The organism is Rhodococcus sp. ACPA4, from assembly GCF_002300185.1.
Taxonomy (GTDB): domain Bacteria; phylum Actinomycetota; class Actinomycetes; order Mycobacteriales; family Mycobacteriaceae; genus Rhodococcus_F; species Rhodococcus_F globerula.
The window spans coordinates 16,263-41,308 of record NZ_NSDY01000002.1 but is presented as its reverse complement, the minus strand read 5'-3'; the positions used below and the strand labels follow the sequence as shown (position 1 = coordinate 41,308).

The window sequence follows — 25,046 nt, the reverse complement described above, 5'->3', positions numbered from 1 at the left end:
AGGAGTACAAACCCTCCCCGGACACGACAATCCGGCAGTTGCAAATCTCGGGTCAGTCACCCAGCCGGATCGGCGCCAGATCCGCAAAGACGTCCCCAGGACCAGGATTCCCGGACGGCGTAGAACCGCCCAGATGGTGGACGACGCCCCACACTGCGTTGATCGCCGTCTGGATCGCTCCCTCGGCCCAGCCCGCCGTCCAGGAGATGTCATCGCCCGCGAGGAAGATTCCGCGATGACGCGGTTCCAGGTCACTTTGCACGAAGTGCGAGAACAGCCGTTCCTGGTACCGGTAATGCCCAGGCAGATTTGCCTTGAAGGCACCCATGAAGTCGCGTTCGGTTTCCCAGGACAGCGTGACCGGACTGGAGATGATGTGGCTACGGAAATCGACGCCGGGGTAGATCTCTTCCAAGGAGCGCAACATGATCTCCATGCGCTCGGTAGCGTTCAGCGCCAACAACTTCAACGAATCATCCGACCACGTGTACGACAGACAGATCAGGCCGGGTTTCCCTTCCCCTTGATCGAGGAGGTACGTGCCGCGACTCATGCGGTCGGTCAGTGTCATAGACACCGAATCGCGACCGGTCTCGGGATCCTTGTCTTTCCAGAACGGACGATCGACAAGAACAAATACCTTGGTCGAGCCCATGTAATGGGTTCGCTCGATCGCAGTCCAGTGATCGATCGGGAACAGATCGTCGGCGCAGCGAATGTTGTTGAGAAGCATCCAGCTCTGCACAGTCACAATGGCACTCGCATATGTTCGGATGAAACCCTCGGCATCGACAACCGTGAACCGACACGGTTCGGTACGTCGCAGTTCAGTGACACGGGGCCGCGTTTTCCCGCCATTCAGCGAAGAAACCGTTGTGCCTGCCGGCCAGTGCCTCATCTGCGCGGGGGTTCGGTCCCACAGCCGCAACGGCAACTGCTGCGATCCACCGACGATGCCACGGTGATCGTCATCGGCTGCTGTGATGACCACACGAAGGATCTCGAGGATCGAATTGGGATAATCCGTATCCCAGCCGCCGGTACCAAATCCTACCTGCCCGAACACTTCCCGCATATGAAAGGACTTGAAGTGCTTCGACGCGGCGAGGAATCCGTAGAACGTCTGGTCGTCGTATCGCACCACCAACTCGTTCCAGATCCGCTTGATCTCAGCGGTATCGCGGTCCCGAATTGCCTGCTGCATGGGAATCAAATCGGCGTAGTCTTCCAGAGTGCGTGCCCACGCCTGTGCGACCTCGGTGAAGATCGGCGGCAAATCCTCGAGTGTGTGCGCATAGTGGCTTTCGCCCTTGAGGTCGATGACGGTACTCGGGGTCACCTCCGCCAGCGGGTTGGCGAACTCCTGGGTCTCTAGCGCCATCTCGTCGAGGTAGTGGAAGAGCGTTGTCGACGACGGCGGGAATCGCATCGCACCCATCTCCGCGACTACGCCCGGGTAGCCGTCGAATTCGACCGAGCGCATTCGGCCGCCAATCTGATCTGCCTCGTAGACAACCGGTTTGAGTCCGATTCTGAGCAGCTCGTATGCCGCGATCATGCCGGCAAGCCCGCCGCCGATCACCGCGATTTCGGTACCGAACACGACGTCGGGCACCGATCCCAACCCAGCCGGGTCGGCCACGTAATCGTCGTAGGCAAAGGGAAAGTCGGGGCCGAACATCGTCAGCGGAGGCAACGGCCCCGGTTCGGAGGAACTGTCGGGAGCTACGGGAACGGTCATCGGCGGCCCTCTCGCTGGGAGCGATAGTCGGGATACAGATCGAGTCGACGATCATCGAGATGTGTATTGAGCGAACGTGATCGAGTGACAACCGCGGCGGAGATATCGGAAAGAATCAGTTCCTGCGCGGCACCCGCTCGGGCCAGCTCCCTACCGGTCGGATCGATCGCACACGACAACCCGCAATAGGTGAGTTCGGACTCCGAACCACAGCGATTGACGTAGGTCACAAACATCTGGCTCTCGTAGGCACGAGCCGGAACAACTTGCTGTGCAATGTGTTCGTACGGAGCCATCAGTCCGGTGGGCACGATCAACCACTGGGTTCCGGCATCAGCATGGGCACGAACAGCTTCGGGGAATTCGACGTCGTAACAGATCAACAGACCACACCGGATTCCGTCGAGATCGAATCCGATAACCAAAGTGTCACCTGGCACAAAATTCTCACGATCGAGCGCCCCGAAGAGATGCGTCTTGCGGTAGTTGGCAAGCGAGAGGCCGTTGCGCCCTACTACCTGCACGCTGTTGTAGACATCGCTGCCGGAGAGTTCAGGATAGCCGTAGACAATGGTGATTCCGGTGCTGACCGCGACCGCCGCAATCGCGTCGAAGATCGGTCCGTCCGCCGGTTCCGCGCGCGTTCCGACCAGTCCACCGATGTTGTATCCCGTTGCGGACATCTCCGGCGTCACCAGGATGGATGCCCCCGACGCCGCCGCTGTGCGTGCTGCGGCCCCGATCGCCTCCACATTGCACTCCACCGACGCAATGGCATCTTTCGACGTGAGCGGGCCTTGAAACAGTCCGACCCGGAGGGAATCGACCTTCATCGTGCGCTCCTCGAGAAGTTCCGTGACGTCAGTATGCGACGGGGACGACTACAAAGGGTGATCGGCAACGCCCAATCTGTCAACTAGAGTTTCCTAAAATTCAACCTGGGAAATCAGGCGGGAACGCGTGGACCCTCAGGCAAAGCCGGATTCAACACCCACAGAACCTTGGCCTGCACGGTGCCCTCAGCCGAGAAACTGTGGTTGTGACGCGGAGCAAAGGTGAACGAATCCCCCACTTGGAGGACCACGTCCTCCGCGTCGACGGACTCACTTTCCGGGTCGGTTCTCCCGCCCTCGAACGACACCCGCAAACCACCTTCGAGGACGTGAACGAAGTTCACATCGGCCGGCAGACTGTAGTACTCCCGCCCACTTCCCCCACCGGGTTCGATTTCGCTCATCAGCACCTGGATGCGACGCTCATTCGACGGCGTGAGCAGGAATTCCGCCATCTTTTCGCCGCCAAAGCTGATCTGTGGCCTAGCGTCGGCGCGGACCACCTCACCTGCTGTCGCGTTCTCGAACAGCGAGCCGACCGGGATCTCCAGTGCAGCGCACACCTTGATCAGGGTCGCCACCGACGCGTTGACGTGATCGCGCTCGAGTTTCGACAGATATCCCTTGGTCACTCCGCACGAAGCGGCCAGGTCGTCGAGGGTCAATCGCTTCGACTGACGGGCAGCCTTGAGCCTGGCCCCGATCTGCGGCCCACCAGGCTCCGAGCTGTCCTTCATCTTCACCACGCGGTAACTCCTTCAACACAATCTGTCCCCTATAGGAAACAAGAGTTGACAAATAGGCTTCTTGAAGAAACCATACTTGCACAGAGAGCTACATCACCGATGTGCCGTTCACAAGCAGGGACCCCACACATGGCCACCAACGACGCCGGATCATTCATCGGACCAGTCGACGCGACTCGAGTCCCCCGATACGCCGAACCAACCACCTTTGCGCGCCTGCCGCGTCTGGACGAGGTGTCGCGCGCCGACGTGACCATCCTGGGAATCCCCTTCGACTCAGGGGTCAGCTACCGCCCCGGCGCGCGCTTCGGCCCTGGTCACATCCGCGCTGCGTCGAAGTTGCTGCGTCCGTACAACCCGGCTTTGAAGGTCTCCCCCTTCGCCAACCAGCAGGTTGCCGACTTCGGCGACATCGGCGTCAATCCCTTCGACATCCAAGAAGCGTTGACGACGATTCAATCCGCGGTCACCGACCTGCGCGCCGACGGCTCCTCGGTGCTCACGCTCGGTGGCGACCACACCATCGCGCTGCCGATCCTGCGATCACTCGCACGCGATCACGGACCCATCGCCGTGCTGCACTTCGATGCCCACCTCGATACGTGGGACACCTATTTCGGCCAACCCTTCACGCACGGAACACCTTTCCGCCGCGCCAGCGAAGAGGGCCTCATCGATATGGAGCGCTCACAGCACATCGGCATCCGCGGACCGCTCTACAGCGAGAAGGACCTCGAGGACGACCGAGTGCTCGGCTTCCAGGTGATTCGCAGCGACGATTACGAGGTCGACGGCGTCGCCAGCATCGTCGAGCGCATGCGTAAGCGCCTCGACGGTGGCCCGGTGTACGTCTCCGTCGACATCGACGTACTCGATCCCGCCCACGCTCCGGGTACCGGAACACCGGAAGCGGGCGGCATGACGTCGCGCGAATTGCTGAACACACTGCGAGGTTTGGTGGGCCTCAACGTGGTCGGCGCCGACATCGTCGAGGTCGCGCCGGCATACGACCACGCCGAGATCACCGGTATCGCAGCGGCTCACGTCGCTTACGAGCTGCTGTCGGTACTCGCACTCAATCGCTGAAGCAGCACAACGGTATCCGTGGTGTGATGCATCTCGGGGTTCGCGGGAAGATCGCGCTCCCGCGACTCCGAGACCAACACCTTCCACCCATCCGTGAACAGCGACTCCACGTAGTCCGGGGTATGCAGCATTGCTCGATGGTGCTCCGTCGGCGACTCGTGGGGCGAGTGGCCGACAATCAGCAGATGACCACCCGGTGCAACCAGTTCACCGAGAGCTCGGAACAGTTCCCCGCGTGCGGGTTCGAGCATGTGGAAGAACTGCGCGGACACCAGATCAAACGAACGGCCCTGCGGATCCCACTTGGTCAGGTCTGCTTCCAGCCACTCGATATCAACGCCAGAGCCCTCGACGTGAGCCTTAGCGCGACTGAGCGCCACCGACGAAATATCCGTGCCCGTGACCTTCCACCCGCGGCGTGCCAACCACAGAGCGTCGGCGCCCTCGCCGCATCCGACGTCAAGCGCGGTACCCGGCGCAAGGTCTGAAGCCTCGGCGATCAACTGCGGGTTGGGGTTTCCGCTCCACCGTGCTGGGCGTTCCTCGTACAGCGAGTTCCAGAATTGTGCATCCGCCTTGGCAAACGGGTTCTCGGTCGCGTCAGCGTGGTTGTCGTGATTCTGGTGTGCGTGGTCATGGTGTTCGTGGTCATGGTGTTCGGGGCTCATGCATTCCAGGATGAGTAATCTCCACGGTTGGTGCAACGTTCCTTGCCGAAACAGCAAATGGCGCCGACGTGACTCTGACTGCGTCCCGCTTCGCGTTTGTCTCAGAGAAGTCGGAGTCGGCCTCGCCCGCCGCGTCACACCCACAGAGAACGGATTTATGGCATGCTCCGCTGGACCGGCACTCGTTCGATTCTCGGGAAAGGACCTCGCGATAGCCGCTCCTCGCGCTGATGTCGCCCTTGCCGTCGCGGCCGCGACGGTCCTCGGTGTTGGTATCGGAGTCCTTCTCACCGACGTTCTTGCGGGCCTCGCTGTCGGCCTTGGCGCTGCGGTCTTGTTCCGTTTTGCGCTTCGGATGATCAATACCCGCAGGTGACGGCTGTGGAATAACTTCTAGGACCCGGTCGTTGTACTGGCTGTCAGTGTTCGGTTCTTTGCCCCGGGTACCACCCCAGAAATGCCGCTTCGAGCGGCCACTTGCCGAGAGGCGCAAGGCGGGCACTGACACTTGCGAAGCCGTCGACACCATCAGGTGCCGACGGTTTCCTAATTTCCAGGCCCGCCGGCGGTCAGACAGATGTGAGAATATGCGGTGTATGTCTGCCATCACCGATTACTTCGCAGCCCCCTCGGATGCCGCCGCAGCCACCGCATTGGACGACGGGCCGATCGACCCTGTGCAAGCCAAGGGCGTCGACCCGATCGTCTCGCTCAGCCGCCTCGAGTCGGTGCTCACCGGCAGGACATATGACGAGATCACAGCCGGACTCAGGCGAGGATCGCTGGTTGCCGTCAACGACGACGGTGACGCTTACATCCTGACCGTCGCCGACGAACTACGGGACGCACTAGCCGGTTTGGATGCCGAAGGTGTGATGGCAGCGGCTCGCGCTTGGGCAATCGACGAGACGGTCGAGCCTTCCGAGGAATCGGTGCCATTTCTCGCCGCGCTTGCCGAACTGGCAACCGGGGCAGTGCACCGTGGCGACCGCATCTACTGCCACATGGTCATCTGAGCGTATGTACGAGGACGGAACCGTCCGGATCGACGAGCACGGCATCACAGTCCGTCACTTCACTCAGCCCTGAATTCCCGCCAAGAATGCGGTTTGGTCCGCCAGATACCCGGGCGCGAAGAGCGAACGAGGTGCAAGGACGGCCACCAGGGTCGACATCAGTTCGGAGTCTTCGAGGTTCTTTTCCACCAGCGAATGAGTCGCTTCAGGGTACTTCTTGACCACCAATTGCCCTGGTGAGTCGAGCAATTCGCGATACACCGATTCCGTATCTGCCACGTCGACATTCACGTCATGTCCGCCGAGAATCAAGAGCACCGGAACATCCACGGTTTCGAGATCGGCTCGGGCATCAGACCGATAGTTTTTCCGGATGAAGTTCCACCGATCTTCGGTGAGACCGTCAGCCTCACCGGACACCACGAGATCGTCGAACGACGCGTCCCTGGCCAACTGTTCCAAGCTCTTCACCCGGTCGGCCCGGGCCTTCTCGAATGCGTCGGCCGACGCATTCCGTTCGGAAAGCTCTGCACGAGTATTGAATTCACCTTGCTCTAGCCAGTTGACCGCGGGACTCACAGCAATGACGAACGCGATGTCCGAATCGAGGTTTACCACCTTGGGCATCACCCAGCCTGCCTGACTTGCACCCCACAGGCCGATGCGAGCCGGATCGATATCCGAGCGTCCCCGCGCCCACTCGATCGCCGCTTCTGTCTCCGCGGCTCGATCATCCATGCTCTGGCCGAGCCAATTGCCCGGCGCCCCGTTGACCCCCGGTTTGTCCCACGAAAGTGACGCGTAGCCTGCCTGCGCGAACGACTCCCAGAGCGGCCGATAGAAGGTCTCGTGTGTTGCATCGATCGGTCCGTCTCCGTGGACAAAAACTACCAGCCCGAAGGGACCGTCACCGTGATCGGGAAGTGCCAACACTCCCTGAAGCGGCACCAATCCCCCGGTGATCGTCACTTTTTCCTCACGGATGTCGTAGGTGTTTTGGTACAGGGTCCAGCCGACCAGACCAATGATCAGTACAACGACCACCCCCAGAGAAGTGATCACCCACCTGCGTAAACGTGGGCTGTTCGTCCTCTCGCTCACCGATTGCACCGCCACCTCCCCGCCCTAACGTACGAATGTCAAACGATCGTTTCTAATTGGATAGTACAGTGAGGGGCGAAGATGTCGATAAGAAAAGAAAGGGCCGGGCAATGACCGACACAGCTGTCGACGTACCCACGCGGATTCTGATCGAGGGACTTCTGCGCGCAGACGGAACTGTCGACGGGCACACCCTGTATGCCACCGCCGGCGCCCTCGACATGACGGATCAGCAGGTTCGACTGTGCATCAAGCGGTTGGTCGCCGAGGGAAAGTTCACGCAGGAGGGACGTGGACGCCAGGCCACGCTGCGGGCAACCCCGAAAGCCGTGCGGGAGATGGAACCCGACGTCGAGTTCGTTCGGCTCGCCTATCAACAAGATCGAGGCACCGAGGCGCCGTGGGATGGGCGCTGGCATGTGGTGGGATTCGCAATTCCGGAGTCGTCGCGGAAAGCGCGAGATGCACTGCGCACCAGGGTGACCTATCTCGGTGGAGCCCTGGTGCAGGGCGGCTTGTACGTCTCGCCGCACGCGTGGGAACCCTATGTTCTCGATGCGGCCGCCCAACTCGACGTCGAACAGTATCTGTCTTCGCTTACCACTCGCGATCTGAAAGTGGGCACCCTCGAAGACCCGTCGAAGATTGCCGCACAATTGTGGCCGCTGGATCAGATCGTGGCCGGATACGATCAGCTACTGAACGTGGCGACCGCGCGCCTGCAAAAACTGCGGAACACCTCAGCCTTCACTGCCACCGACGCCGTCACGATGACCGTCGAACTCGCGGCTGAATTCACGCGAGCAATGGAACCCGATCCGCTCCTGCCACCGGAACTACTGCCCACCAACTGGATCGGCAAGAGAGCGCGGTCGATCACTGCGCAGTGCTGGACACTTCTGGCGCAGGTGGACGGCGCCGACCAACTACCCTCGCTGTTCCACCTGTACGCAGATGCAATCGGTGATCAGGACGCGAGAGTGCGCTGACGCTGGGGCAATCCGAAGCGACCGAGAACTTCGTCGACAGCGGTGGCCGGAGTCACCAATCCCCGCGACTGCAGCCACGGAATGGTTTCGCCGACAAGATGTTCGAGGGTTCGAGGCAACGACAACGGGAGCAAAGTCACACCGTCTGCGACGTCGGCAGCCCGAATATCGGCAATCAAACTGCCGAGCCCGGACGGCGTACCGACGTAATGCAGCGACGCCGGGACTCGCGGGACGTTCAGCGCACTGTCCAACTGCGCCAACTCTTTACGCGCGGCCCGCGCTTCCGGAGCGATCAGAACTTCGAGATCGACCAACACTGCAACAGAGTCGGGATCGCGGCCGTCCTCGGCGATCGCTGCACGAATCTGGGCGCACTGAGCCTGCGCGTCGCGCAGGTCGGTGGCCCGGATACGAATGACATTGACGGGGAAGGCCGTCAGATCGAGAAGGGTGTCACCTTCGGTGAGATCCACCCAGTAATCCGCGCCGATGAGCGGAAGGTTTCCGGGAGCTCCTTCGGCGGCGGGGTGGTGGCCGAATCCGGTGAGTTCAACAGCTACATGCAGGGAATGAGATGCGATAGAAGACATGTGTTTCTCCGAAAGTATGGAGGGAGGGGTGAGCGCGAGACGATCGTCAGCTCGTACACATTCCAAACGTCGCAGTTGTCATGTCTGCCATGTTAGTTGCCTATTTCGATCAGTGCATCCGGATGTGGGCTCAGACGCATTCGGCTGCGCCGGCGTCGCCGGCGGTGCCACCAAGGAAAGTGCGGGTCTCGGGCACGGGATTCCATGCACCGGCGGTCTTTTCGTAGTTCCAATCACGCTGATTCGAAACCAGGATGCTCACGGCGTTGATCAGGCGGGTGACGTCGTCGGAGCTGCTGCCCAACCCGAGGCTGGCGCGCACGGCACCGCCGGACAGGCCGAGACGCGAGAGCAGCGGATGTGCGCAGAAGCGTCCGTCGCGGACGCCGATGCCGTGTTCTGCGGAGAGGAATGCGGCAACCTCGCCGGCCTCGTAGCCGTCGACCGTGAAGGTGACGATTCCGACGGCGTCGGGAGCATCGGCCCACAACCGGAGCAAGTTGACGCCGGCGATGGCGGCCAGTCCGTCGGTCAGCTGAGCGGTGAGCGCCTTCTCGTGCTCCGAGATGGCGTCGAAGTCGAGCGCGGTCAGTGCGTCGCAGGCTGCGGCGATTGCAGCAGCACCGAGGACGTTGGGCGAACCGGCCTCGTGACGGGCGGGAGCACAGGCCCACTCGGTGGATTCCAGCGTCACCTCACGGACAGCGCCGCCACCGGCGAGGTACGGCTTGGCCTCGTCGAGCCAGTCGCGGCGACCGACGAGGACGCCGGCACCGAACGGTGCGTACAGCTTGTGACCCGAGAACGCGAGGTAGTCGACTCCGCATTCCTGCAGATCGATACGACGATGGGGAGCCAACTGAGCGGCGTCGACGAGGATGCGTGCACCACAACGATGTGCAATGTCCGCGAGGCGTGCGATCGGCAGGATCTCGCCGGTCACGTTGGACGCTCCCGTGATGGCGAGGAGCGCGGCGGGCTTGGTGCACAGTTCCGCGATCAGGCGCTCGATGGTCTCTTCGACGGTATCGGCGGCCGTGACGATGCGAGCGTCGTTCCAGGGCAACAGGTTTGCGTGATGCTCGACGTCGAGAACGACGGTGCTGCCCGGCACGGACTGAGCGAGAAGATTGAGCGAGTCCGTGGTGTTGCGGGTGAAGACGACAACCTGATCGTCAGCGCAGTTCACGAAGCGAGCAACCGATTCGCGAGCGTTCTCGTAGGTCAGCGTGGAGATGCGGGAGGCGTATCCGGCACCACGGTGGACGCTGGCGTACGTGGGAAGAAGTTCTGCAATGCGGTCGGTGACCTGGGCCAATGCCGGCGCGCTCGCTGCGTAGTCGAAGTTCGCGTAGGAACACTCGCCACCCTGGACCAGGGGAACCTGTAGGTCGGCACCAGAAACCTTGGCAATGGGAGCGGTGCAGGTATCGGCACTCAGAACAGCAGTCATCGAAGACAATCCTCACGTTCAAGGACTCATTCGTTCGGGTGATGTCCCCGGAAGAGTCCGCGCTTGCCGAATCCGTTTTCGGATACAGCCGGGTCGTCACCCGGAGCACCCCACCGCGGAGGAGGGTTGCCGACCAGCAAGCCGGGGCTGAACACTGGTACTCGTGACCTGCAAACGAGAATGGCAGGAGTCAACCGGCTTGTCAACCCCAACGCAGAACACGCTCTCGACTCCGACAAATCGCCCGACATCTCTTCGTGGTGACCACCATCACGGTAACGTTTCGGCCTCCGTGGCACCGCAACCTTCCGAGGAGCATTCACGGGCCATAAGCGCTTGACCTACAGAATCATTCACCGAGTTTGACAAATACGATTCGTTCCGAATCTCGCATTGACCCTTCATTCCTTGCATTCCAGAGAGATTCGAACAGATTTCGAGCAAACGATTACGAGAATCCTTAAACAGCAACAAAATACAGATCGATAGTCGAACAAGACCGGCAGATTCGTCAACACTGCACCATCTTTCATTCATTTGAGTCACCAGAACTGCGCAGCTACGTTGAATTGCAAAGCAATAGCCCGGTCTTTACTGCGATGGTGCGAGCGCATGCCCACCTACGCGACCTGTGGCCGCCGTACGAGGGCTGAGCGCGTCGACGATGTCGCCGGAATGCGACAAGAACGCTGAACTGTGTGAAGGAGCGAGATGACTGCGGTCAAAAACGCGTGGAGGGGACTACGGAAACCCGTATTCGTCCCGGCATCGATAGTGATCTTCGGGTTGATCGCCTTTGCTGTGATCTACTCCGGGACTGCGTCCGACGCCTTCCAGAGCCTCAACAACGCCATCACCGATGGTGTCGGCTGGTGGTACATCCTGTCTGCCACCGGATTTGTGGTCTTTGCGCTCTACTGCGCGATCAGCCGGATCGGCAACATCAGACTCGGCCGCGACGACGAACAACCCGAGTTCGGCATGATGTCCTGGTTTGCCATGCTCTTCAGTGCAGGCATGGGCATCGGTCTGGTGTTTTACGGAGTGGCAGAACCACTTTCGCACTACGTGGACCCGCCGGTCGCGGGCCGGGTAGCAGGATCGACCGACGCGGCCGCAAATCAGGCAATGGAACTGACGATGTTCCACTGGGGCCTGCACGCGTGGGCAATCTACGTTGTCGTCGGCCTCGGACTGGCGTACATGACCTACCGCAAGGGTCGCCCGCTGTCGATCCGCTGGCTCCTCGAACCCCTGCTCGGACGCGCCCGCATCGAGGGCAAGATCGGGCACGCCATCGACGTCGTTGCGATCGTCGGCACCCTGTTCGGCGTCGCGACCTCGCTCGGATTCGGTGTTCAGCAGATTACCGCCGGCCTCGACTACCTCGGCTGGGTGGAGACCGACAACTGGTTGGTCATCGCCATCATTGTCATCGTGACCGGTATGGCTACCTTCTCCGTGGTCTCCGGTGTCACCAAGGGACTGAAGTGGCTCTCCAACATCAACATGATCCTGGCCGCGGTTCTGGCTCTGTTCGTGCTGATCCTCGGCCCCACGCTGTTCCTCCTGCAGTCCTGGGTGCAGAACCTCGGCGGCTACGTTCAGGCTCTTCCGGAACTGATGCTGCGCACCTCGCCGTTTGCCGACGACGGCTGGGCCGGCGCGTGGACGATCTTCTACTGGGGATGGTGGATGAGTTGGGCGCCGTTTGTCGGCATGTTCATCGCCCGCATTTCGCGTGGACGCACCATCCGTGAATTTGTGTTCGGTGTTCTGCTCGCGCCCACACTCGTCGGTTCGCTGTGGTTCACGATCTTCGGCAACTCCGGCATCCTGCGTCAGCGCAACGAGGGCACCATGCTCGACGCGTCCGGCGCCGTCGATACCAACACGTCGCTGTTCACGCTGCTCGACGGTCTTCCGCTCGGCACTATCTCGAGTGTTCTCGCGATCGTTGTCATCGTGTTCTTCTTCGTGACGTCGGCCGACTCGGGCTCGATCGTCATCGACATTCTCGCGACGGGCGGCAATCTCGAGACATCCAAGATCACCCGGGTCTACTGGACCTTCCTGTCCGGCGCCGCCGCAGCTGTTCTGCTCCTTGTCGGCGGCAGTGGATCACTGACCGCCCTGCAAACCGTGGCTATCGCGACGGCTGTGCCGTTCTCGATCATCATGGTGCTGGCGTGCCTGTCGATGCTCAAGGCGTTCCGATACGAGGTTGCCGCGGCTCCGCGGTACTTGCGGATCTCGACCACCAACAGCTCGGTCGACGTGCCACAACCGTCGACCAAACGATTGCGCGACCTGAACATCTCGTCGAGCTTCGCCGGGCTGACGCCGTCGCAATCAGGAATCACCACTGATCCGAGTGATACCCACATGTTCGTCGCAGTCCACGAAGTCCCGCAGCACGCGGTCAACATCAACCCGGATACCGGCGTCGTCGACATCTCCGCAGATTCTCGTGCCGTCGATCCGCTGGGCGGCGAGGTATTCGACACTCCGGAGTTCGCCGATTCGGCTGAAGGGCACCTGCAGAGCGTCACAAACTCGGAATAAGCGCCGCGTCGGCATGTTGCATTAGGCAGAACTGTTCACCAACTCGCAAACTTGTCATGAGATAACAACTCGACAGGTCGCACGACTGAGATTCATGAGCAGAACAGGATCAACGGGTTTGCCACTCCAGCCGCACGCGGAAACGGAATCGTCTTTCGGGATTCCGTCCGTATTTCTCCGCTCGACGCAGGCACCTGCGCCGCGCACCCTCATCGACATCGTGCGGGCATCCGCGCAGGCCAACCCCGAAGCACCTGCCATCGACGACGGTGAGACGACGCTGTCGTACGCCGAACTGCTGGGCGAAATCGAACAGGGCGCGCGCTGGCTCGCCGATGCCGGAGTCGGCGCGGGTGATCGCGTCGGCATCCGGATGCCGTCCGGTTCGCGTTCGCTGTACGTGGCAATCCTGTCGATCCTCGCGGCCGGCGCCGCCTACGTACCCGTCGACGCCGATGATCCAGAAGAGCGCGCCGAACTCGTTTTCGGTGAAGCCCAGGTAGCCGCGATCATCACGGGTGACGGCATCGGGCCTGGCACGGCACCGAAGCGGCTGGAGCACCCACCCGTGCGCGATCCCCTGCCCGAAGACGACGCCTGGATCATCTTCACCTCCGGGTCCACCGGCACACCCAAGGGCGTCGCCGTCACCCACCTCAATGCCGCAGCGTTTGTCGACGCCGAGGCCCGCATGTTCCTTCAGGACGAGCCGATCGGGCCCGGTGACCGTGTTCTCGCGGGACTGTCCGTCGCCTTCGACGCGTCGTGTGAGGAAATGTGGCTCGCGTGGCGTCATGCCGCCTGCCTGGTTCCCGCACCGCGATCACTCGTGCGCAGTGGCATGGACCTCGGGCCGTGGCTGGTCTCCCGCGACGTCAGCATCGTCTCTACTGTTCCCACGTTGGCGTCGTTGTGGCCGGCCGAGGCCCTCGAAGCTGTCCGCCTCCTGATCTTCGGCGGTGAAGCCTGCCCGCCCGAGTTGGCCGAACGCCTGGCCGTCGAAGGCCGCGAGGTGTGGAACACGTACGGACCAACCGAAGCGACGGTTGTTGCGTGCGGGGCTTTGATGGACGGCAAGAGTCCCGTCAGCATCGGGCTCCCCCTCGACGGCTGGGACCTCGCAGTCGTCGACGCTCAGAACAACCCCGTCGCAGTCGGGGAGGTGGGCGAACTGGTGATCGGTGGCGTCGGCCTCGCCCGCTATCTCGACCCGGCAAAAGACGCCGAGAAGTACGCGTCGATGCCCTCACTCGGTTGGGAGCGTGCCTATCGCAGTGGCGACCTCGTCCGGCTCGAGCTCGAGGGGCTCATGTTCCAGGGCCGGGCCGACGATCAGGTCAAGCTCGGTGGCCGACGGATCGAACTCGGCGAGGTCGACAACGCGCTGCAGAACCTTCCCGGTGTCAGTGGTGCCGCAGCCGCGGTCAAGAAGACTGCGGCCGGAAACCAAATACTCGTGGGATACATCGCGAGCACCGACCCCGATTTCGACCTCAAGGCCGCACACGCGACGCTCAGCGAACAGTTGCCGGCAGCGCTCGTCCCGCGTCTGGCGTTGATGGACGAACTCCCGACACGCACCTCCGGCAAAGTCGACCGCAACGCTCTCCCCTGGCCCCTGCCCGGTGCCGGCGAAGATGCCGGAGCCGCACTCGGACTCGACGGAACCGCGGCCTGGGTCGCGGGACTGTGGGGTTCCATCCTCGGCGCCCAGATCACCGGCCTCGACAACGATTTCTTCGAAGTGGGCGGCGGATCACTCTCCGCGGCGCAGCTGGTGACGGCACTACGCGAACGCTTCCCCGAGGTCACCGTCGCCCAGCTCTACGATCATCCACGGTTGGGGTCCCTGGCCGAATACCTCGACGAATTGGCTCCTACGGAAACCGTCGAACCACGTATCGTCACGCCCACGCCTCTGAAAACCCAACTGGCTCAGGTTGCGGCAACGGTTCCGATCACCACCCTGGCCGGACTCCAGTGGGTTACCTGGATCGCGATCGCGAACAACGTTCTCGCGTGGTTCGTCGACGTCAGCTGGGCGCCGACGGTCTCGTGGTGGTGGATTCTGTTGGCATTCATCGTCTTCATCACGCCGATCGGCCGTATGACCATCGCGGTGATCGGTACCCGAGCGCTGCTGCGAAACCTGCAGCCGGGCACCTACCCGCGCGGCGGCAGTGAACACATGCGACTGTGGATCGCTCAGCGACTCACCGAAGCCAGTGGCGCAGCGAATCTTTCGGGCGCACCGTGGATGTTGTACTACGCGCGAGCCCTCGGAGCCGACATCGGCCACGGCGTCGACCTGCACACGTTGCCGCCCGTCACCGGCATGCTCGAACTCGGCGACGGGTGCTCCGTCGAACCCGAAGTCGACCTGTCCGGTCACTGGATCGACGGCGATCTCATTCATATCGGTGAGATCAAGATCGGGGCCGGTGCTTCTATCGGTTCGCGTTCCACACTTCTGCCCGGTGCCCGTGTCGGACGCGGCGCCGTCGTCGAACCCGGATCAGCTGTGTTCGGCCGGGTGAAAGCCAATCAGCAGTGGGCAGGTTCGCCAGCCACCAAGGTCGGCAAAGCGAATCATCCTTGGCCGTCGGAACATCCGAAGCGCGCCCCCGGCTGGGTTCCGGTGTACGGCATCACGTCCGTCTTCCTTGCCGGTGTCCCGATCTTTGCTCTCGTGGCCGGAATCGTGTTGATCGGTTGGTGGATTCGCAACACCGAAACCCTCGGTAGCGCAATTGCCCAGTCGCTCATCATGCTTCCCTTCGCGACGATTCTGAGCCTGCTGGTCTTTGCCGTCATCACGCTAGTCTCAGTACGCCTGTTGTCGATCGGATTGACCGAGGGATACCACCCCGTCCGCAGCCGGATCGGCTGGCAGGTCTGGGCCACCGAGCGTCTACTCGACTCCGCCCGCACCTTCCTCTTCCCGCTGTACGCCAGCCTGCTCACCCCCGGCTGGTTGCGCCTCCTCGGCGCCAAGATCGGCAAGAACGTCGAAGCGTCCACCGTCCTGCTCCTTCCCAAGTTCACGACCGTCGCAGACGGCGCGTTCCTCGCCGACGACACCATGGTCGCCAGCTACGGGCTCGGCGGCGGCTGGATGCACATCGAGCACGCCAAGATCGGCAAGCGCGCATTCCTCGGCAACTCCGGAATGACCGCCCCCGGCCGACGCGTCCCCAAGAACGGGCTTGTTGCGGTGTTGTCCGCGACGCCGTCGAAGGCGAAGTCCGGATCCTCCTGGCTCGGTAGCCCGCCCGTGCGCCTGCGTCGTGCAGTCGGAGACACCGACGCGGCCCGCACCTTCAATCCCCCGACGCGTCTCAAGATCGCCCGCGGCGTCGTGGAAACCTGCCGACTCATCCCCGTCATGGTCACCTTCGGCATCGGCCTTGGCGTGCTGTTTGCACTCGAAGCCCTCGCCGGCGCCGTCGGATTCTGGTTCGCCGCTCTGCTCAGTGGCGTCGTCTTGCTGATCGCGGGCGCAGTTGCCGGGACGATCACCGTCGCGGCCAAGTGGCTTGTCGTCGGCAAGATCAAGAAGGTGGAGCATCCGCTCTGGAGTTCCTTCGTCTGGCGCAACGAGGTTGCTGACGCCTTTGTCGAGACTGTCGCGGCGCCCTGGTTCGCACGAGCAGCAACTGGCACTGCCGTACTGAACATTTTCTTGCGCGGACTCGGCGCCAAAATAGGCAAAGGGGTTTGGTGCGAGTCGTACTGGCTACCCGAAGCAGATCTCGTGACTTTGGGTGACGGGGCAACCGTCGAACGGGGGTGCGTCGTGCAAACTCACCTCTTCCATGATCGGATTATGGCCATGGATACCGTCACCTTGGGAGCCGGAGCAACGCTGGGACCACACTGTGTCGCGCTACCCGCAGCCGGAATCGGCGCAGGCGCAACCGTCGGACCTGCATCATTGGTCATGCGAGGCGACACCGTTCCGCCGTCGACCCGGTGGCAGGGCAACCCCATTGCCCCATGGGCGGCTTCGTGAAGCCGAACAAGATGCTCGACGAGCCGATCGATCCCTACCTGCCGCAGAACGGCAACCGCGGATATCGCGTATCCCGGTACGAATTGGAACTGACCTACAAGGTTTTCAGTAACCGTCTGGCGGGCAAAGCCGTCATCACCGCCGTCACCACCGAGAACCGATCCAAGTTCAGCTTCGATCTTGCCCAGAACCTGCAGGTGTCCAAGGTGTCGGTCAACGGCGCCCGCGGCGCCAAGTACTCCCGCCAGAACAACAAGCTGATCGTCACGCCCGGCACCAAGATTCCCGCCGGCGGAGCGCTCTCGGTCACCGTTCAGTACACCGGAAACCCCGAACCCATCAAAGGTCTCTGGGGTGAAGTCGGCTGGGAAGAACTCACCGAAGGAACCCTCGTCGCGAGCCAGCCCAACGGGGCCGCGTCGTGGTTCCCGTGCGACGACCACCCCAGTTCCAAAGCGTCGTACCGCATTTCGATCACCACCGATTCACCGTTCTACGCACTCGCCAACGGCGCATTGGTGCGCAAGCAAACCCGCGCCAGCGCAACCACCTGGGTGTACGAGCAGACCGAGCCCATGGCCACCTACTTGGCGACCATTCAGATCGGGCAGTACGAGCATCGACAGGTCAGCTCCGGCCGGGTCCCGATCTTCGCGGTTCATCCACCCCGGTTGCACAACGAGTTCGACGTCGACTTCTCACGCCAGCCGCAGATGCTCGACGTCTTCGGCAAACTGTTCGGCCCGTACCCCTTTGCCGACTACACCGCCGTGGTCACCGACGACGAACTCGAGATTCCCATCGAAGCACAGGGGCTCTCGATTTTCGGCGCCAATCACTGCACCGGCCGACGCGGCTCCGAACGCCTTGTCGCACACGAGTTGGCACACCAGTGGTTCGGCAACAGCCTCACGATCGGCGCGTGGTGCGACATCTGGCTACACGAAGGCTTTGCCTGTTACGCGGAGTGGATCTGGTCTGAAAACTCTGGTGGCCCGTCGTCCGAAGCCCTTGCGGCCAACGCTTATCAAGGACTGATGCGCAAGCCTCAGGATCTCATCCTCGGCAATCCCGGGCCGGCCATGATGTTCGACGATCGAATCTACAAACGCGGCGCTCTTACCCTGCACACTTTGCGCGGGGTTCTGGGAGACGACAAGTTCTTCGAACTCCTCCGTCAGTGGACTACCAAGCACCGCCACAGCACTGTCAGTACCGAGCAGTTCACCGATCTGGCATCACGATTCACCGACATCCCGCTGCGTCCACTGTGGGACGCGTGGCTCAATCAGAAACCCCTACCTCGCCGGACCTGAGTCATCGATCAGTCCGACCTCAGCTCAGGGTTTTGAGGCTCTCCAACCTTTTCAGGATCGGCGCCCGCCATTCCTCGACATCTTCCGGACCGTTCTCGGCCCACAACTCGTAGAGTTCGGAAGTTTCGGGGTCGGCAATTGTGCGCTCGAGTGTCGTGAGAATCCATTCGCGCTGCTCCGGGGTCAAGGACGCGGTGTAGGCAACGGCATCGATACCGTCGAGTTGCTCAGGGGCCGGTAGGAGTCCATGTGCCACCGCAACAATCTCAGCGATCGCGATTGCCGCCTGCGAATCGTCCACCTCGACGTACTCGTCGTCGACATGGCTGGTGAAATCGGCGATGTCGAACTCACCGGCCCGAACCGCCACAAGCAAATCGCCGGCCGCGTCGTTTTCGAACGGTCCCGAACCCCAAGTCCCCATTGAGTATTCCTCCTGATTCGTGGGCCAGGCTCAGCCCGCCTTGACCATAGCCGATTCATCCGCCGGGAGATGCGACCGGGATTTGAACAGTACGAGTACGAGGCAGGCCGCAGCTGCCGCAGAGCCGAACAACAGGGTTGCCGTATAGCTCAGCGCCGGAATGCTTTCCGACAGCATCGCCAAGACCGCCGGAACCGCGAACCCGATGTAGGTGATCGAGTAGAACACTGCGGTCAGGCCGGCGAGGTCATCCGGCCCGGCTATGCGCTGAATCTCGAGCAGGCCGGACACCAACGCCATTCCGTACCCGCAGCCCAGGATCGCAGCCGCAACAATCGCGGCGGCAACTGTCAGCGTCGACGCCACCAAGGCCGCTGCAGCCATTCCGATTACCAGGAACACCAGCGCGACGACGGCGCCACGTGCACTGCTATTCGTGTCGATCTTGCGTCCGAGGGACTGGATCGCAAATCCGCAGGCCAAGGCAACAACACAGAGGAACGCCGAGAAGGCGACCGGCGCATTGCCACTGTGGCCGGTCATCAGCGCGGGGATGACTGCGTACCCGACACTTGCTGCTCCGAACACCCACGGCGCCAACGGAACAACTACGTACAGGAATCGGCGATGACCTGCCGACGGAATCTTCAGGTCGTCGATCAACCGTCGACGCTCGGTCTTCGGTTGCGCGGCGCGAGTCTCAGGTGCGCGCCACAAGGCAACTCCCGCAAGCACAGTGATCACGATATGCAAGACATAAGCCAACGCGCTGGGCAGTGGCGCCCACTGTGCCAACACGCCGGCGAAGCCCGCACCCAACGCAAAACCGGCGGTCAAACTCATCGCGGCACGCCTGGCACCAGAGCCCTCGGTGGCATCGGGATCCCAAGGAGCTGCAGATAGTTCCTTCACCCAGGAACCGCCGACGGCCATGCCGATTCCCAGCGCGATACCGCAGAGAATACGTCCGACAATCAGGACGGCTGCGGAATCTGCTCCGAAAGCCAGCAGCGTCGAGCCTGCGATCGCGATGAACGGGGCCGGGAGCATGATCGGGCGTCGACCCAGCCGATCGGACAGCGGGCCACCGAGCAAGAGCGCAGGAACGATCCCTACTACGTAGGCAAAGAGGAAGAAGTCGACCATCACGGGCGAATAGCCGTGGTCGATTCGGTACATCACCAACAGCGGTGTGAATTCGTTCCCGCCCCAGGCAACTGCGAACATACTGGCGGCAACCATGAGCCAAGCTCGGGCAGAACGGTTTTCCGTTGACCTGTTCGACAACAGGGTTTCGACGCTCATCACAGGCCCCCGCGCAGTCCGAGACCATGAACACGACGCATGTGCGCCAGCACCGCGTCGTTGTATGCATCGGCGTCGCCGGCCTCGACAAGGCTGACCAGTTCGGCATGGTCTTCGAGAATCCTGGGGAGCTTGCCGGGGTCGAGCGAGATCGATCGTGCCGTCATGCGCCGCTGTCGATCCCGCAGACCGGCGTAGAAGGTATCGAGCAGAGGGTTATCACCCGCAGCAACGATCATCTTATGGAAATCTGCGTCGGCGGCGCTGAATGCTGCGACGTCGCCGCCGTCGGCTAGCTCGCGCTGCTCGGCCATGCTCGCCTGCAAAGCTGCAATCAATCCGCTGCGAGCCTGCGGTCGGTCAGCTACAACACGCACACTCTGCGTCTCTACCAGTTGCCGCGCCGCGACCACATGCTCGGCCTCGCCGTCCGCCACGGGGACGATCAATGCACCCTTCTTCGGGTACAGGCGCATCCACCCTTCGGCTTCGAGCCGCAGAAACGCCTCACGCACGGGAGTCCGACTGCACTCCATTCGACTGGCGATCTCGCCCTCGCTGATGAGCTCACCACCGGGTAACTCCCCGGACAGGATGAGTTCCTTCACTTCGCGGAATACCGACTCCGCCGTGGAATGCAACATAGACACAAGATGTATTTATACTCTTCCGTGCAGGTCAGTAGTACACCGGCCCCGGAATACCGCCGCCGACAGCAACCGCGTCACCCGTGATCGCGACGCTGCGCGGCGACGCCAGGAACGTGACGACGTCGGCCACCTCGGCGGCGTCGACGATCTTGCGAATCGAGTTGGTGGCAATTCCTTCCTCCACCTCGGCGAGCGATTGCCCCGTCAGATTCATCTCACCTTCGATCCGTGCCTTCAGTCGCTCGGTTCGAGTCACCCCAGGATGGACAACCGTCACATTGATTCCACTGGGGCCCAACTCGTCCGCCAGGTTCTTCGTCAGCGCGGAGACACTGACATTGCGCACCGTATGCGCAATCGAGGTGGCGGTACGCGCGCCCAGGCCACTGATGTTGATGATCCTGCCCCAGCCCTGCGCCACCATGTGCGGGGCGACTGCCCGGGCCGTACGGAGATAGCCGAGAACCTTCACCTCGACTTCTCCCCGCACTACGTCATCGGTCGTCGACCAGAAATCCGTTGGCCTTCCAGCGCTCCACGGGGTTGCCGCAGAGTTGACCAGAATGTCGACGCCACCCAACGTCGCGACAACCTCACGTACCGCCGCCTGAATTGCGTCGTCGTCTCGCGTATCGGCGGCCACGCCGATTGCTCGAATCCCGAACTCCGACGCCAGTTCTCGGGCCGTGTCGGTCACTGACTGTTCTGTTCGGGCAAGTATCGCGAGATCGACGCCTTCCTCGGCCAAACCTCTGGCGATCGCAAGCCCGATCCCCTTGCTACCACCAGCAACAATTGCGCGTTTTCCCGAAAGTCGAAGATCCATGCCGCGAGACTATCCACACGAGGGGAATCAGTCCCGGACAGGCGGTGCCATACGCGAAGTGACGGCAATGCGGTTCCATGCATTGATGGTCAAGATGACACTGATGAGCTGAGCCAGCTCTGCGTCGGCGAAGTGCTCGGACGCCTCGTTGTATACGGCGTCGGGAACAAACCCGTCGGTGAGAACTGTGACGGCCTCCGTCAATGCGAGGGCTGCGCGCTCCTTGTCGGAGTAGAGATCCCGGGCTTCCTCCCATGCGTTCAGCAGGTACAGCTTCTGCTCCGTCACGCCGGCTTTGCGCGCATCACGTGTGTGCATGTCCAAGCACCACGCACAATGATTCAACTGCGACGCACGCGTCAGCATCAACTCGACCAGTGTGGGATCCAGGCCCTTACGTGCAGCACTGTCCAGCGCGACCATGGCCTTGTAAACGTCGGGTGCCAGCTGTGCGATGTTGAGTCGTTGCCCTGTTGTTGTCATACCTAGAACGATAATCTCGCAATGACCCTCAAACATGGTTCAATTTGCGAGTGAATTCGTGGGCCAATCTCGGTTTCGATCTGCACATCGAACTGCCGCACGGCGTCGGCGTCAAAGCAGCGCTTCTGCAGGCACTTCGCGACGCGATCGACGGCGGTGTCTTGAAGCCTGGCACCAGACTCCCGCCGTCACGCACTCTTGCACACGACCTCGGCATAGCGCGAAACACCGTGGCCGATTGCTACGCCGAACTCGCCGCAGCCGGGTGGCTCGCGACACGTCAGGGCTCCGGCACCGTCGTCGCTTCGCTCGCGGACTCCCGCAATGACGCGGCGCGCGCACCATCGACAGTGCGCTTCACACACAGTTTGATGCCCGGATCGCCTGACGTATCAGCTTTTCCTCGTTCTGCCTGGATTTCGTCTGCCCGACGGGCTTTAACCGCAGCACCTAACGACGCGTTTGGCGCCACCGACCCCCGAGGTCGCGTCGAACTTCGCAATGCCCTCTCCGGGTACCTGGGCCGAACCAGAGGAGTGCGGGTAGACCCGAATCGAATAGTGGTCAGCGCCGGTTCAGGTCACGGGATCGCGCTTCTAGCCCGCACCCTAGGCGGAACATTTGCAGTGGATGCTTACAGTCTTCATCTACACCGGAAGTTACTGATCGACGAGGGCATACGAACCGTTCCTATCTCGGTTGACGAATCAGGCACGTGCACAGACGAATTGGCATCCACTACCGCCGGAGCCGCACTTCTGACGCCGACGCACCAGTTTCCACTCGGCGGACCGCTCACACCCGCACGACGGGCAACTGCCGTCGAATGGGCGTCGAGCACTGGCGGAGTAGTACTGGAAGACGACTACGACGGTGAATTCCGTTACGACAGAAAACCCGTCGGCGCACTACAGGGGATCGCCCCACAACACGTCGCCTACCTCGGAACCGCGAGCAAGACGCTCTCGCCGGCCATTCGTATCGGCTGGATGGTGTTGCCGGACAGATTGATCGAACCCGCGCTCGCAGTCAAAGGGCCGTACGAGCGTTGGGTCAGTTCAACCGATCAGCTGACGCTGGCAGACTTCATCGAGTCAGGACGGTTCGACACTCACATTCGGAAGATGCGGGTTTCCTACCGACAACGACGCGATCAACTGGTTGCGATCCTCTCTGCGCGAGTACCCGAAGTTCGGGTCGAGGGGATCTCCGCGGGACTTCATGCCGTAGTTCGATTGCCCCGTGGCAGCGAACAATCCGTGATGGCTGCCGCGAATTCGCGCGGCCTCGGACTTGAAGGGCTGTCAACATTCCGGCACCCCGACACGTCTTCCGCCGGCTCCGACGGCATTGTTGTCGGCTACAGCACGCCATCGCCGTCCCAGTACCCTCGGGCACTCGAAATGCTCTGCGAGACATTGGAATCAGCGCTGTAACAGGGTCCGGTTCGCCTCGATTGCCCCGCCCGTGATGGTGCGAACGGTACGTTCGGTCGATCCGAGGCGACGGGTGTACCGTTCGCTCGATCCCGGGGGGTGTTTCGGGGACACGAAAAAGCCCCCCAACAATGTTGGGGGGCTTTCTCAAGTTGTGTTCGGCGGTGTCCTACTCTCCCACACCCTGTCGAGTGCAGTACCATCGGCGCTGAAGGGCTTAGCTTCCGGGTTCGGAATGGGACCGGGCGTTTCCCCTTCGCTATGACCGCCGTAACTCTATGAAACTGTCACAGTAACTAACCGTGAACCAGATCCTCCACACACCCACCGACAAGTGTCGGTGAATGATGGGGAATCGAATTCAAGGTATCTGTGTGTTGTTTCAGATACCGCACAGTGGACGCGTAGCTTCTTTGTGGTAAGTCCTCGGCCTATTAGTACCAGTCACCTGCATACATTACTGTACTTCCAGTTCTGGCCTATCAACCCGGTGGTCTGCCGGGGGCCTTACCCCCTCGAGGGGGTGAGAAACCTCATCTTGGAACAGGCTTCCCGCTTAGATGCTTTCAGCGGTTATCCCTTCCGAACGTAGCTAACCAGCGGTGCTCCTGGCGGAACAACTGGCACACCAGAGGTTCGTCCGTCCCGGTCCTCTCGTACTAGGGACAGCCTTCCTCAAGTTTCTTACGCGCGCGGCGGATAGAGACCGAACTGTCTCACGACGTTCTAAACCCAGCTCGCGTGCCGCTTTAATGGGCGAACAGCCCAACCCTTGGGACCTACTCCAGCCCCAGGATGCGACGAGCCGACATCGAGGTGCCAAACCATCCCGTCGATATGGACTCTTGGGGAAGATCAGCCTGTTATCCCCGGGGTACCTTTTATCCGTTGAGCGACACCGCTTCCACTTGCCGGTGCCGGATCACTAGTCCCGACTTTCGTCCCTGCTCGACCTGTCAGTCTCACAGTCAAGCTCCCTTGTGCACTTGCACTCGACACCTGATTGCCAACCAGGCTGAGGGAACCTTTGGGCGCCTCCGTTACATTTTGGGAGGCAACCGCCCCAGTTAAACTACCCACCAGGCACTGTCCCTGAACCAGATCATGGTCCGAGGTTAGAGGTCCAATTCGATCAGAGTGGTATTTCAACAACGACTCCACGATAACTGGCGTCACCGTTTCACAGTCTCCCACCTATCCTACACAAACCGAACCGAACACCAATACCAAGCTGTAGTGAAGGTCCCGGGGTCTTTTCGTCCTGCCGCGCGTAACGAGCATCTTTACTCGTAATGCAATTTCGCCGAGTCTACGGTTGAGACAGCTGAGAAGTCGTTACGCCATTCGTGCAGGTCGGAACTTACCCGACAAGGAATTTCGCTACCTTAGGATGGTTATAGTTACCACCGCCGTTTACTGGGGCTTAAATTCTCAGCTTCGCTCCGAAGAACTAACCGGTCCTCTTAACCTTCCAGCACCGGGCAGGCGTCAGTCCGTATACATCGTCTTACGACTTCGCACGGACCTGTGTTTTTAGTAAACAGTCGCTTCTCACTGGTCTCTGCGGCCCCACCCAGCTCAGACAGTAAATGTCGTCACCAGACAGGGCCCCCCTTCTCCCGAAGTTACGGGGGCATTTTGCCGAGTTCCTTAACCATAGTTATCTCGATCGCCTTAGTATTCTCTACCTGACCACCTGTGTCGGTTTGGGGTACGGGCCGTGTGAAAGCTCGCTAGAGGCTTTTCTCGGCAGCATAGGATCACTGAATTCGCCTCAATCGGCTACGCATCACGTCTCAGGCT

The 25,046-nt window shown here is 61.5% G+C and carries 20 protein-coding genes, 2 rRNA genes and 1 riboswitch (1 of these 23 only partly in view); of the genes, 8 read left to right on the top strand and 14 right to left on the bottom strand.

What is annotated here, in order from left to right; all coding sequences use genetic code 11:
• Positions 1-52 precede the first annotated feature (52 nt).
• From CJ178_RS23400 to CJ178_RS23390, 3 genes are all read right to left on the bottom strand, one after another.
• A complete protein-coding gene (locus CJ178_RS23400; RefSeq protein ID WP_095888130.1) occupies positions 53-1,741 on the bottom strand; it encodes a flavin monoamine oxidase family protein in 1,689 nt (562 codons plus the stop codon).
• Positions 1,738-2,574: a carbon-nitrogen hydrolase family protein gene (locus CJ178_RS23395; protein WP_095888129.1), complete on the bottom strand. Its 837-nt coding sequence runs from the start codon at positions 2,572-2,574 to the stop codon at positions 1,738-1,740. The genes CJ178_RS23400 and CJ178_RS23395 overlap by 4 nt, the downstream gene beginning before the upstream one ends.
• A gap of 113 nt (positions 2,575-2,687) precedes the next feature.
• Positions 2,688-3,311: a helix-turn-helix domain-containing protein gene (locus CJ178_RS23390; RefSeq protein ID WP_092806789.1), complete on the bottom strand. Its 624-nt coding sequence runs from the start codon at positions 3,309-3,311 to the stop codon at positions 2,688-2,690.
• A 138-nt stretch (positions 3,312-3,449) separates the two neighbouring features.
• On the opposite strand from CJ178_RS23390, the gene speB reads away from it, so the two are divergent.
• Positions 3,450-4,406, top strand: coding sequence for an agmatinase (speB, locus tag CJ178_RS23385; protein WP_033236289.1), 957 nt, complete (start codon positions 3,450-3,452; stop codon positions 4,404-4,406).
• On the opposite strand, the gene CJ178_RS23380 is transcribed toward speB, so the two are convergent.
• The gene (locus CJ178_RS23380) at positions 4,370-5,074 is read right to left on the bottom strand and encodes a class I SAM-dependent methyltransferase (RefSeq protein ID WP_095888128.1); all 705 of its coding nucleotides are present in this window, start codon (positions 5,072-5,074) and stop codon (positions 4,370-4,372) included. The genes speB and CJ178_RS23380 overlap by 37 nt on opposite strands.
• A 157-nt stretch (positions 5,075-5,231) precedes the next feature.
• On the opposite strand from CJ178_RS23380, the gene CJ178_RS23375 reads away from it, so the two are divergent.
• Together CJ178_RS23375 and CJ178_RS23370 are read left to right on the top strand one after the other, a co-directional pair.
• A complete protein-coding gene (locus tag CJ178_RS23375; protein WP_033236287.1) occupies positions 5,232-5,450 on the top strand; it encodes a hypothetical protein in 219 nt (72 codons plus the stop codon).
• A gap of 220 nt (positions 5,451-5,670) precedes the next feature.
• Positions 5,671-6,090, top strand: coding sequence for a hypothetical protein (locus CJ178_RS23370; RefSeq protein ID WP_033236286.1), 420 nt, complete (start codon positions 5,671-5,673; stop codon positions 6,088-6,090).
• Between the two features lie 63 nt (positions 6,091-6,153).
• Here the strand turns inward: CJ178_RS23370 and CJ178_RS23365 are convergent, their stop codons facing one another.
• Positions 6,154-7,152, bottom strand: coding sequence for an alpha/beta hydrolase family protein (locus tag CJ178_RS23365; RefSeq protein ID WP_257013550.1), 999 nt, complete (start codon positions 7,150-7,152; stop codon positions 6,154-6,156).
• A 149-nt stretch (positions 7,153-7,301) separates the two neighbouring features.
• On the opposite strand from CJ178_RS23365, the gene CJ178_RS23360 reads away from it, so the two are divergent.
• The gene (locus CJ178_RS23360) at positions 7,302-8,180 is read left to right on the top strand and encodes a PaaX family transcriptional regulator C-terminal domain-containing protein (protein WP_095888126.1); all 879 of its coding nucleotides are present in this window, start codon (positions 7,302-7,304) and stop codon (positions 8,178-8,180) included.
• Here CJ178_RS23360 and CJ178_RS23355 read toward each other — a convergent pair.
• The gene (locus CJ178_RS23355) at positions 8,159-8,773 is read right to left on the bottom strand and encodes a hypothetical protein (protein WP_095888125.1); all 615 of its coding nucleotides are present in this window, start codon (positions 8,771-8,773) and stop codon (positions 8,159-8,161) included. The genes CJ178_RS23360 and CJ178_RS23355 overlap by 22 nt on opposite strands.
• 130 nt (positions 8,774-8,903) lie before the next feature.
• Positions 8,904-10,226: an aminotransferase class V-fold PLP-dependent enzyme gene (locus CJ178_RS23350; protein WP_033236282.1), complete on the bottom strand. Its 1,323-nt coding sequence runs from the start codon at positions 10,224-10,226 to the stop codon at positions 8,904-8,906.
• A 54-nt stretch (positions 10,227-10,280) separates the two neighbouring features.
• A riboswitch (SAM riboswitch) is annotated at positions 10,281-10,395 on the bottom strand.
• 542 nt (positions 10,396-10,937) lie between these two features.
• On the opposite strand from CJ178_RS23350, the gene CJ178_RS23345 reads away from it, so the two are divergent.
• The 3 genes from CJ178_RS23345 to CJ178_RS23335 all read left to right on the top strand — a co-directional run bounded on the left by CJ178_RS23345 (position 10,938) and on the right by CJ178_RS23335 (position 18,119).
• The gene (locus CJ178_RS23345; RefSeq protein WP_095888124.1) at positions 10,938-12,791 is read left to right on the top strand and encodes a BCCT family transporter; all 1,854 of its coding nucleotides are present in this window, start codon (positions 10,938-10,940) and stop codon (positions 12,789-12,791) included.
• 94 nt (positions 12,792-12,885) lie between these two features.
• Positions 12,886-16,803 carry a Pls/PosA family non-ribosomal peptide synthetase gene (locus CJ178_RS23340; RefSeq protein WP_095888123.1) on the top strand — a complete coding sequence of 1,306 codons (3,918 nt, stop codon included), beginning with the start codon at positions 12,886-12,888 and terminating at the stop codon, positions 16,801-16,803.
• Complete coding sequence (locus CJ178_RS23335) at positions 16,788-18,119, top strand: M1 family metallopeptidase (RefSeq protein ID WP_095888122.1); 1,332 nt, start codon at positions 16,788-16,790, stop codon at positions 18,117-18,119. Before CJ178_RS23340 ends, CJ178_RS23335 begins: the two co-directional genes overlap by 16 nt.
• Before the next feature lie 19 nt (positions 18,120-18,138).
• Here the strand turns inward: CJ178_RS23335 and CJ178_RS23330 are convergent, their stop codons facing one another.
• From CJ178_RS23330 to CJ178_RS23310, 5 genes are read right to left on the bottom strand one after another with little or no spacing between them, the layout of a single operon-like run.
• Complete coding sequence (locus tag CJ178_RS23330) at positions 18,139-18,543, bottom strand: DUF4259 domain-containing protein (RefSeq protein ID WP_033236279.1); 405 nt, start codon at positions 18,541-18,543, stop codon at positions 18,139-18,141.
• 30 nt (positions 18,544-18,573) lie between these two features.
• Complete coding sequence (locus tag CJ178_RS23325; protein WP_045068247.1) at positions 18,574-19,848, bottom strand: MFS transporter; 1,275 nt, start codon at positions 19,846-19,848, stop codon at positions 18,574-18,576.
• Complete coding sequence (locus tag CJ178_RS23320) at positions 19,848-20,492, bottom strand: GntR family transcriptional regulator (protein ID WP_092805972.1); 645 nt, start codon at positions 20,490-20,492, stop codon at positions 19,848-19,850. Before CJ178_RS23320 ends, CJ178_RS23325 begins: the two co-directional genes overlap by 1 nt.
• 34 nt (positions 20,493-20,526) lie before the next feature.
• Positions 20,527-21,324 carry an SDR family NAD(P)-dependent oxidoreductase gene (locus CJ178_RS23315; protein WP_095888121.1) on the bottom strand — a complete coding sequence of 266 codons (798 nt, stop codon included), beginning with the start codon at positions 21,322-21,324 and terminating at the stop codon, positions 20,527-20,529.
• A 27-nt stretch (positions 21,325-21,351) separates the two neighbouring features.
• The gene (locus tag CJ178_RS23310) at positions 21,352-21,807 is read right to left on the bottom strand and encodes a carboxymuconolactone decarboxylase family protein (protein WP_095888120.1); all 456 of its coding nucleotides are present in this window, start codon (positions 21,805-21,807) and stop codon (positions 21,352-21,354) included.
• Between the two features lie 50 nt (positions 21,808-21,857).
• On the opposite strand from CJ178_RS23310, the gene pdxR reads away from it, so the two are divergent.
• On the top strand, positions 21,858-23,243 hold the full coding sequence (gene pdxR, locus CJ178_RS23305) for a MocR-like pyridoxine biosynthesis transcription factor PdxR (RefSeq protein WP_095888119.1): 1,386 nt from the start codon (positions 21,858-21,860) through the stop codon (positions 23,241-23,243).
• A 156-nt stretch (positions 23,244-23,399) separates the two neighbouring features.
• Here the strand turns inward: pdxR and rrf are convergent.
• Positions 23,400-23,516, bottom strand: a 5S ribosomal RNA gene (rrf, locus tag CJ178_RS23300).
• 141 nt (positions 23,517-23,657) lie between these two features.
• A 23S ribosomal RNA gene (locus CJ178_RS23295) occupies positions 23,658-25,046 on the bottom strand (it continues 1,744 nt past the right edge of the window).

Excerpts from the sequence above, each read along its gene's own strand:
- CJ178_RS23370 (WP_033236286.1), top strand. The coding sequence starts at position 5,671 with ATGTCTGCCATCACCGATTACTTCGCAGCCCCCTCGGATGCCGCCGCA.
- CJ178_RS23310 (WP_095888120.1), bottom strand. The coding sequence starts at position 21,807 with ATGACAACAACAGGGCAACGACTCAACATCGCACAGCTGGCACCCGAC.
- CJ178_RS23330 (WP_033236279.1), bottom strand. The coding sequence starts at position 18,543 with ATGGGGACTTGGGGTTCGGGACCGTTCGAAAACGACGCGGCCGGCGAT.
- CJ178_RS23325 (WP_045068247.1), bottom strand. The coding sequence starts at position 19,848 with ATGAGCGTCGAAACCCTGTTGTCGAACAGGTCAACGGAAAACCGTTCT.
- CJ178_RS23350 (WP_033236282.1), bottom strand. The coding sequence starts at position 10,226 with ATGACTGCTGTTCTGAGTGCCGATACCTGCACCGCTCCCATTGCCAAG.
- CJ178_RS23345 (WP_095888124.1), top strand. The coding sequence starts at position 10,938 with ATGACTGCGGTCAAAAACGCGTGGAGGGGACTACGGAAACCCGTATTC.
- CJ178_RS23400 (WP_095888130.1), bottom strand. The coding sequence starts at position 1,741 with ATGACCGTTCCCGTAGCTCCCGACAGTTCCTCCGAACCGGGGCCGTTG.
- CJ178_RS23320 (WP_092805972.1), bottom strand. The coding sequence starts at position 20,492 with ATGTTGCATTCCACGGCGGAGTCGGTATTCCGCGAAGTGAAGGAACTC.
- CJ178_RS23360 (WP_095888126.1), top strand. The coding sequence starts at position 7,302 with ATGACCGACACAGCTGTCGACGTACCCACGCGGATTCTGATCGAGGGA.
- CJ178_RS23315 (WP_095888121.1), bottom strand. The coding sequence starts at position 21,324 with ATGGATCTTCGACTTTCGGGAAAACGCGCAATTGTTGCTGGTGGTAGC.
- CJ178_RS23380 (WP_095888128.1), bottom strand. The coding sequence starts at position 5,074 with ATGAGCCCCGAACACCATGACCACGAACACCATGACCACGCACACCAG.
- CJ178_RS23340 (WP_095888123.1), top strand. The coding sequence starts at position 12,886 with ATGAGCAGAACAGGATCAACGGGTTTGCCACTCCAGCCGCACGCGGAA.
- speB (WP_033236289.1), top strand. The coding sequence starts at position 3,450 with ATGGCCACCAACGACGCCGGATCATTCATCGGACCAGTCGACGCGACT.
- CJ178_RS23395 (WP_095888129.1), bottom strand. The coding sequence starts at position 2,574 with ATGAAGGTCGATTCCCTCCGGGTCGGACTGTTTCAAGGCCCGCTCACG.
- CJ178_RS23335 (WP_095888122.1), top strand. The coding sequence starts at position 16,788 with ATGGGCGGCTTCGTGAAGCCGAACAAGATGCTCGACGAGCCGATCGAT.
- CJ178_RS23390 (WP_092806789.1), bottom strand. The coding sequence starts at position 3,311 with ATGAAGGACAGCTCGGAGCCTGGTGGGCCGCAGATCGGGGCCAGGCTC.
- CJ178_RS23375 (WP_033236287.1), top strand. The coding sequence starts at position 5,232 with ATGGCATGCTCCGCTGGACCGGCACTCGTTCGATTCTCGGGAAAGGAC.
- CJ178_RS23355 (WP_095888125.1), bottom strand. The coding sequence starts at position 8,773 with ATGTCTTCTATCGCATCTCATTCCCTGCATGTAGCTGTTGAACTCACC.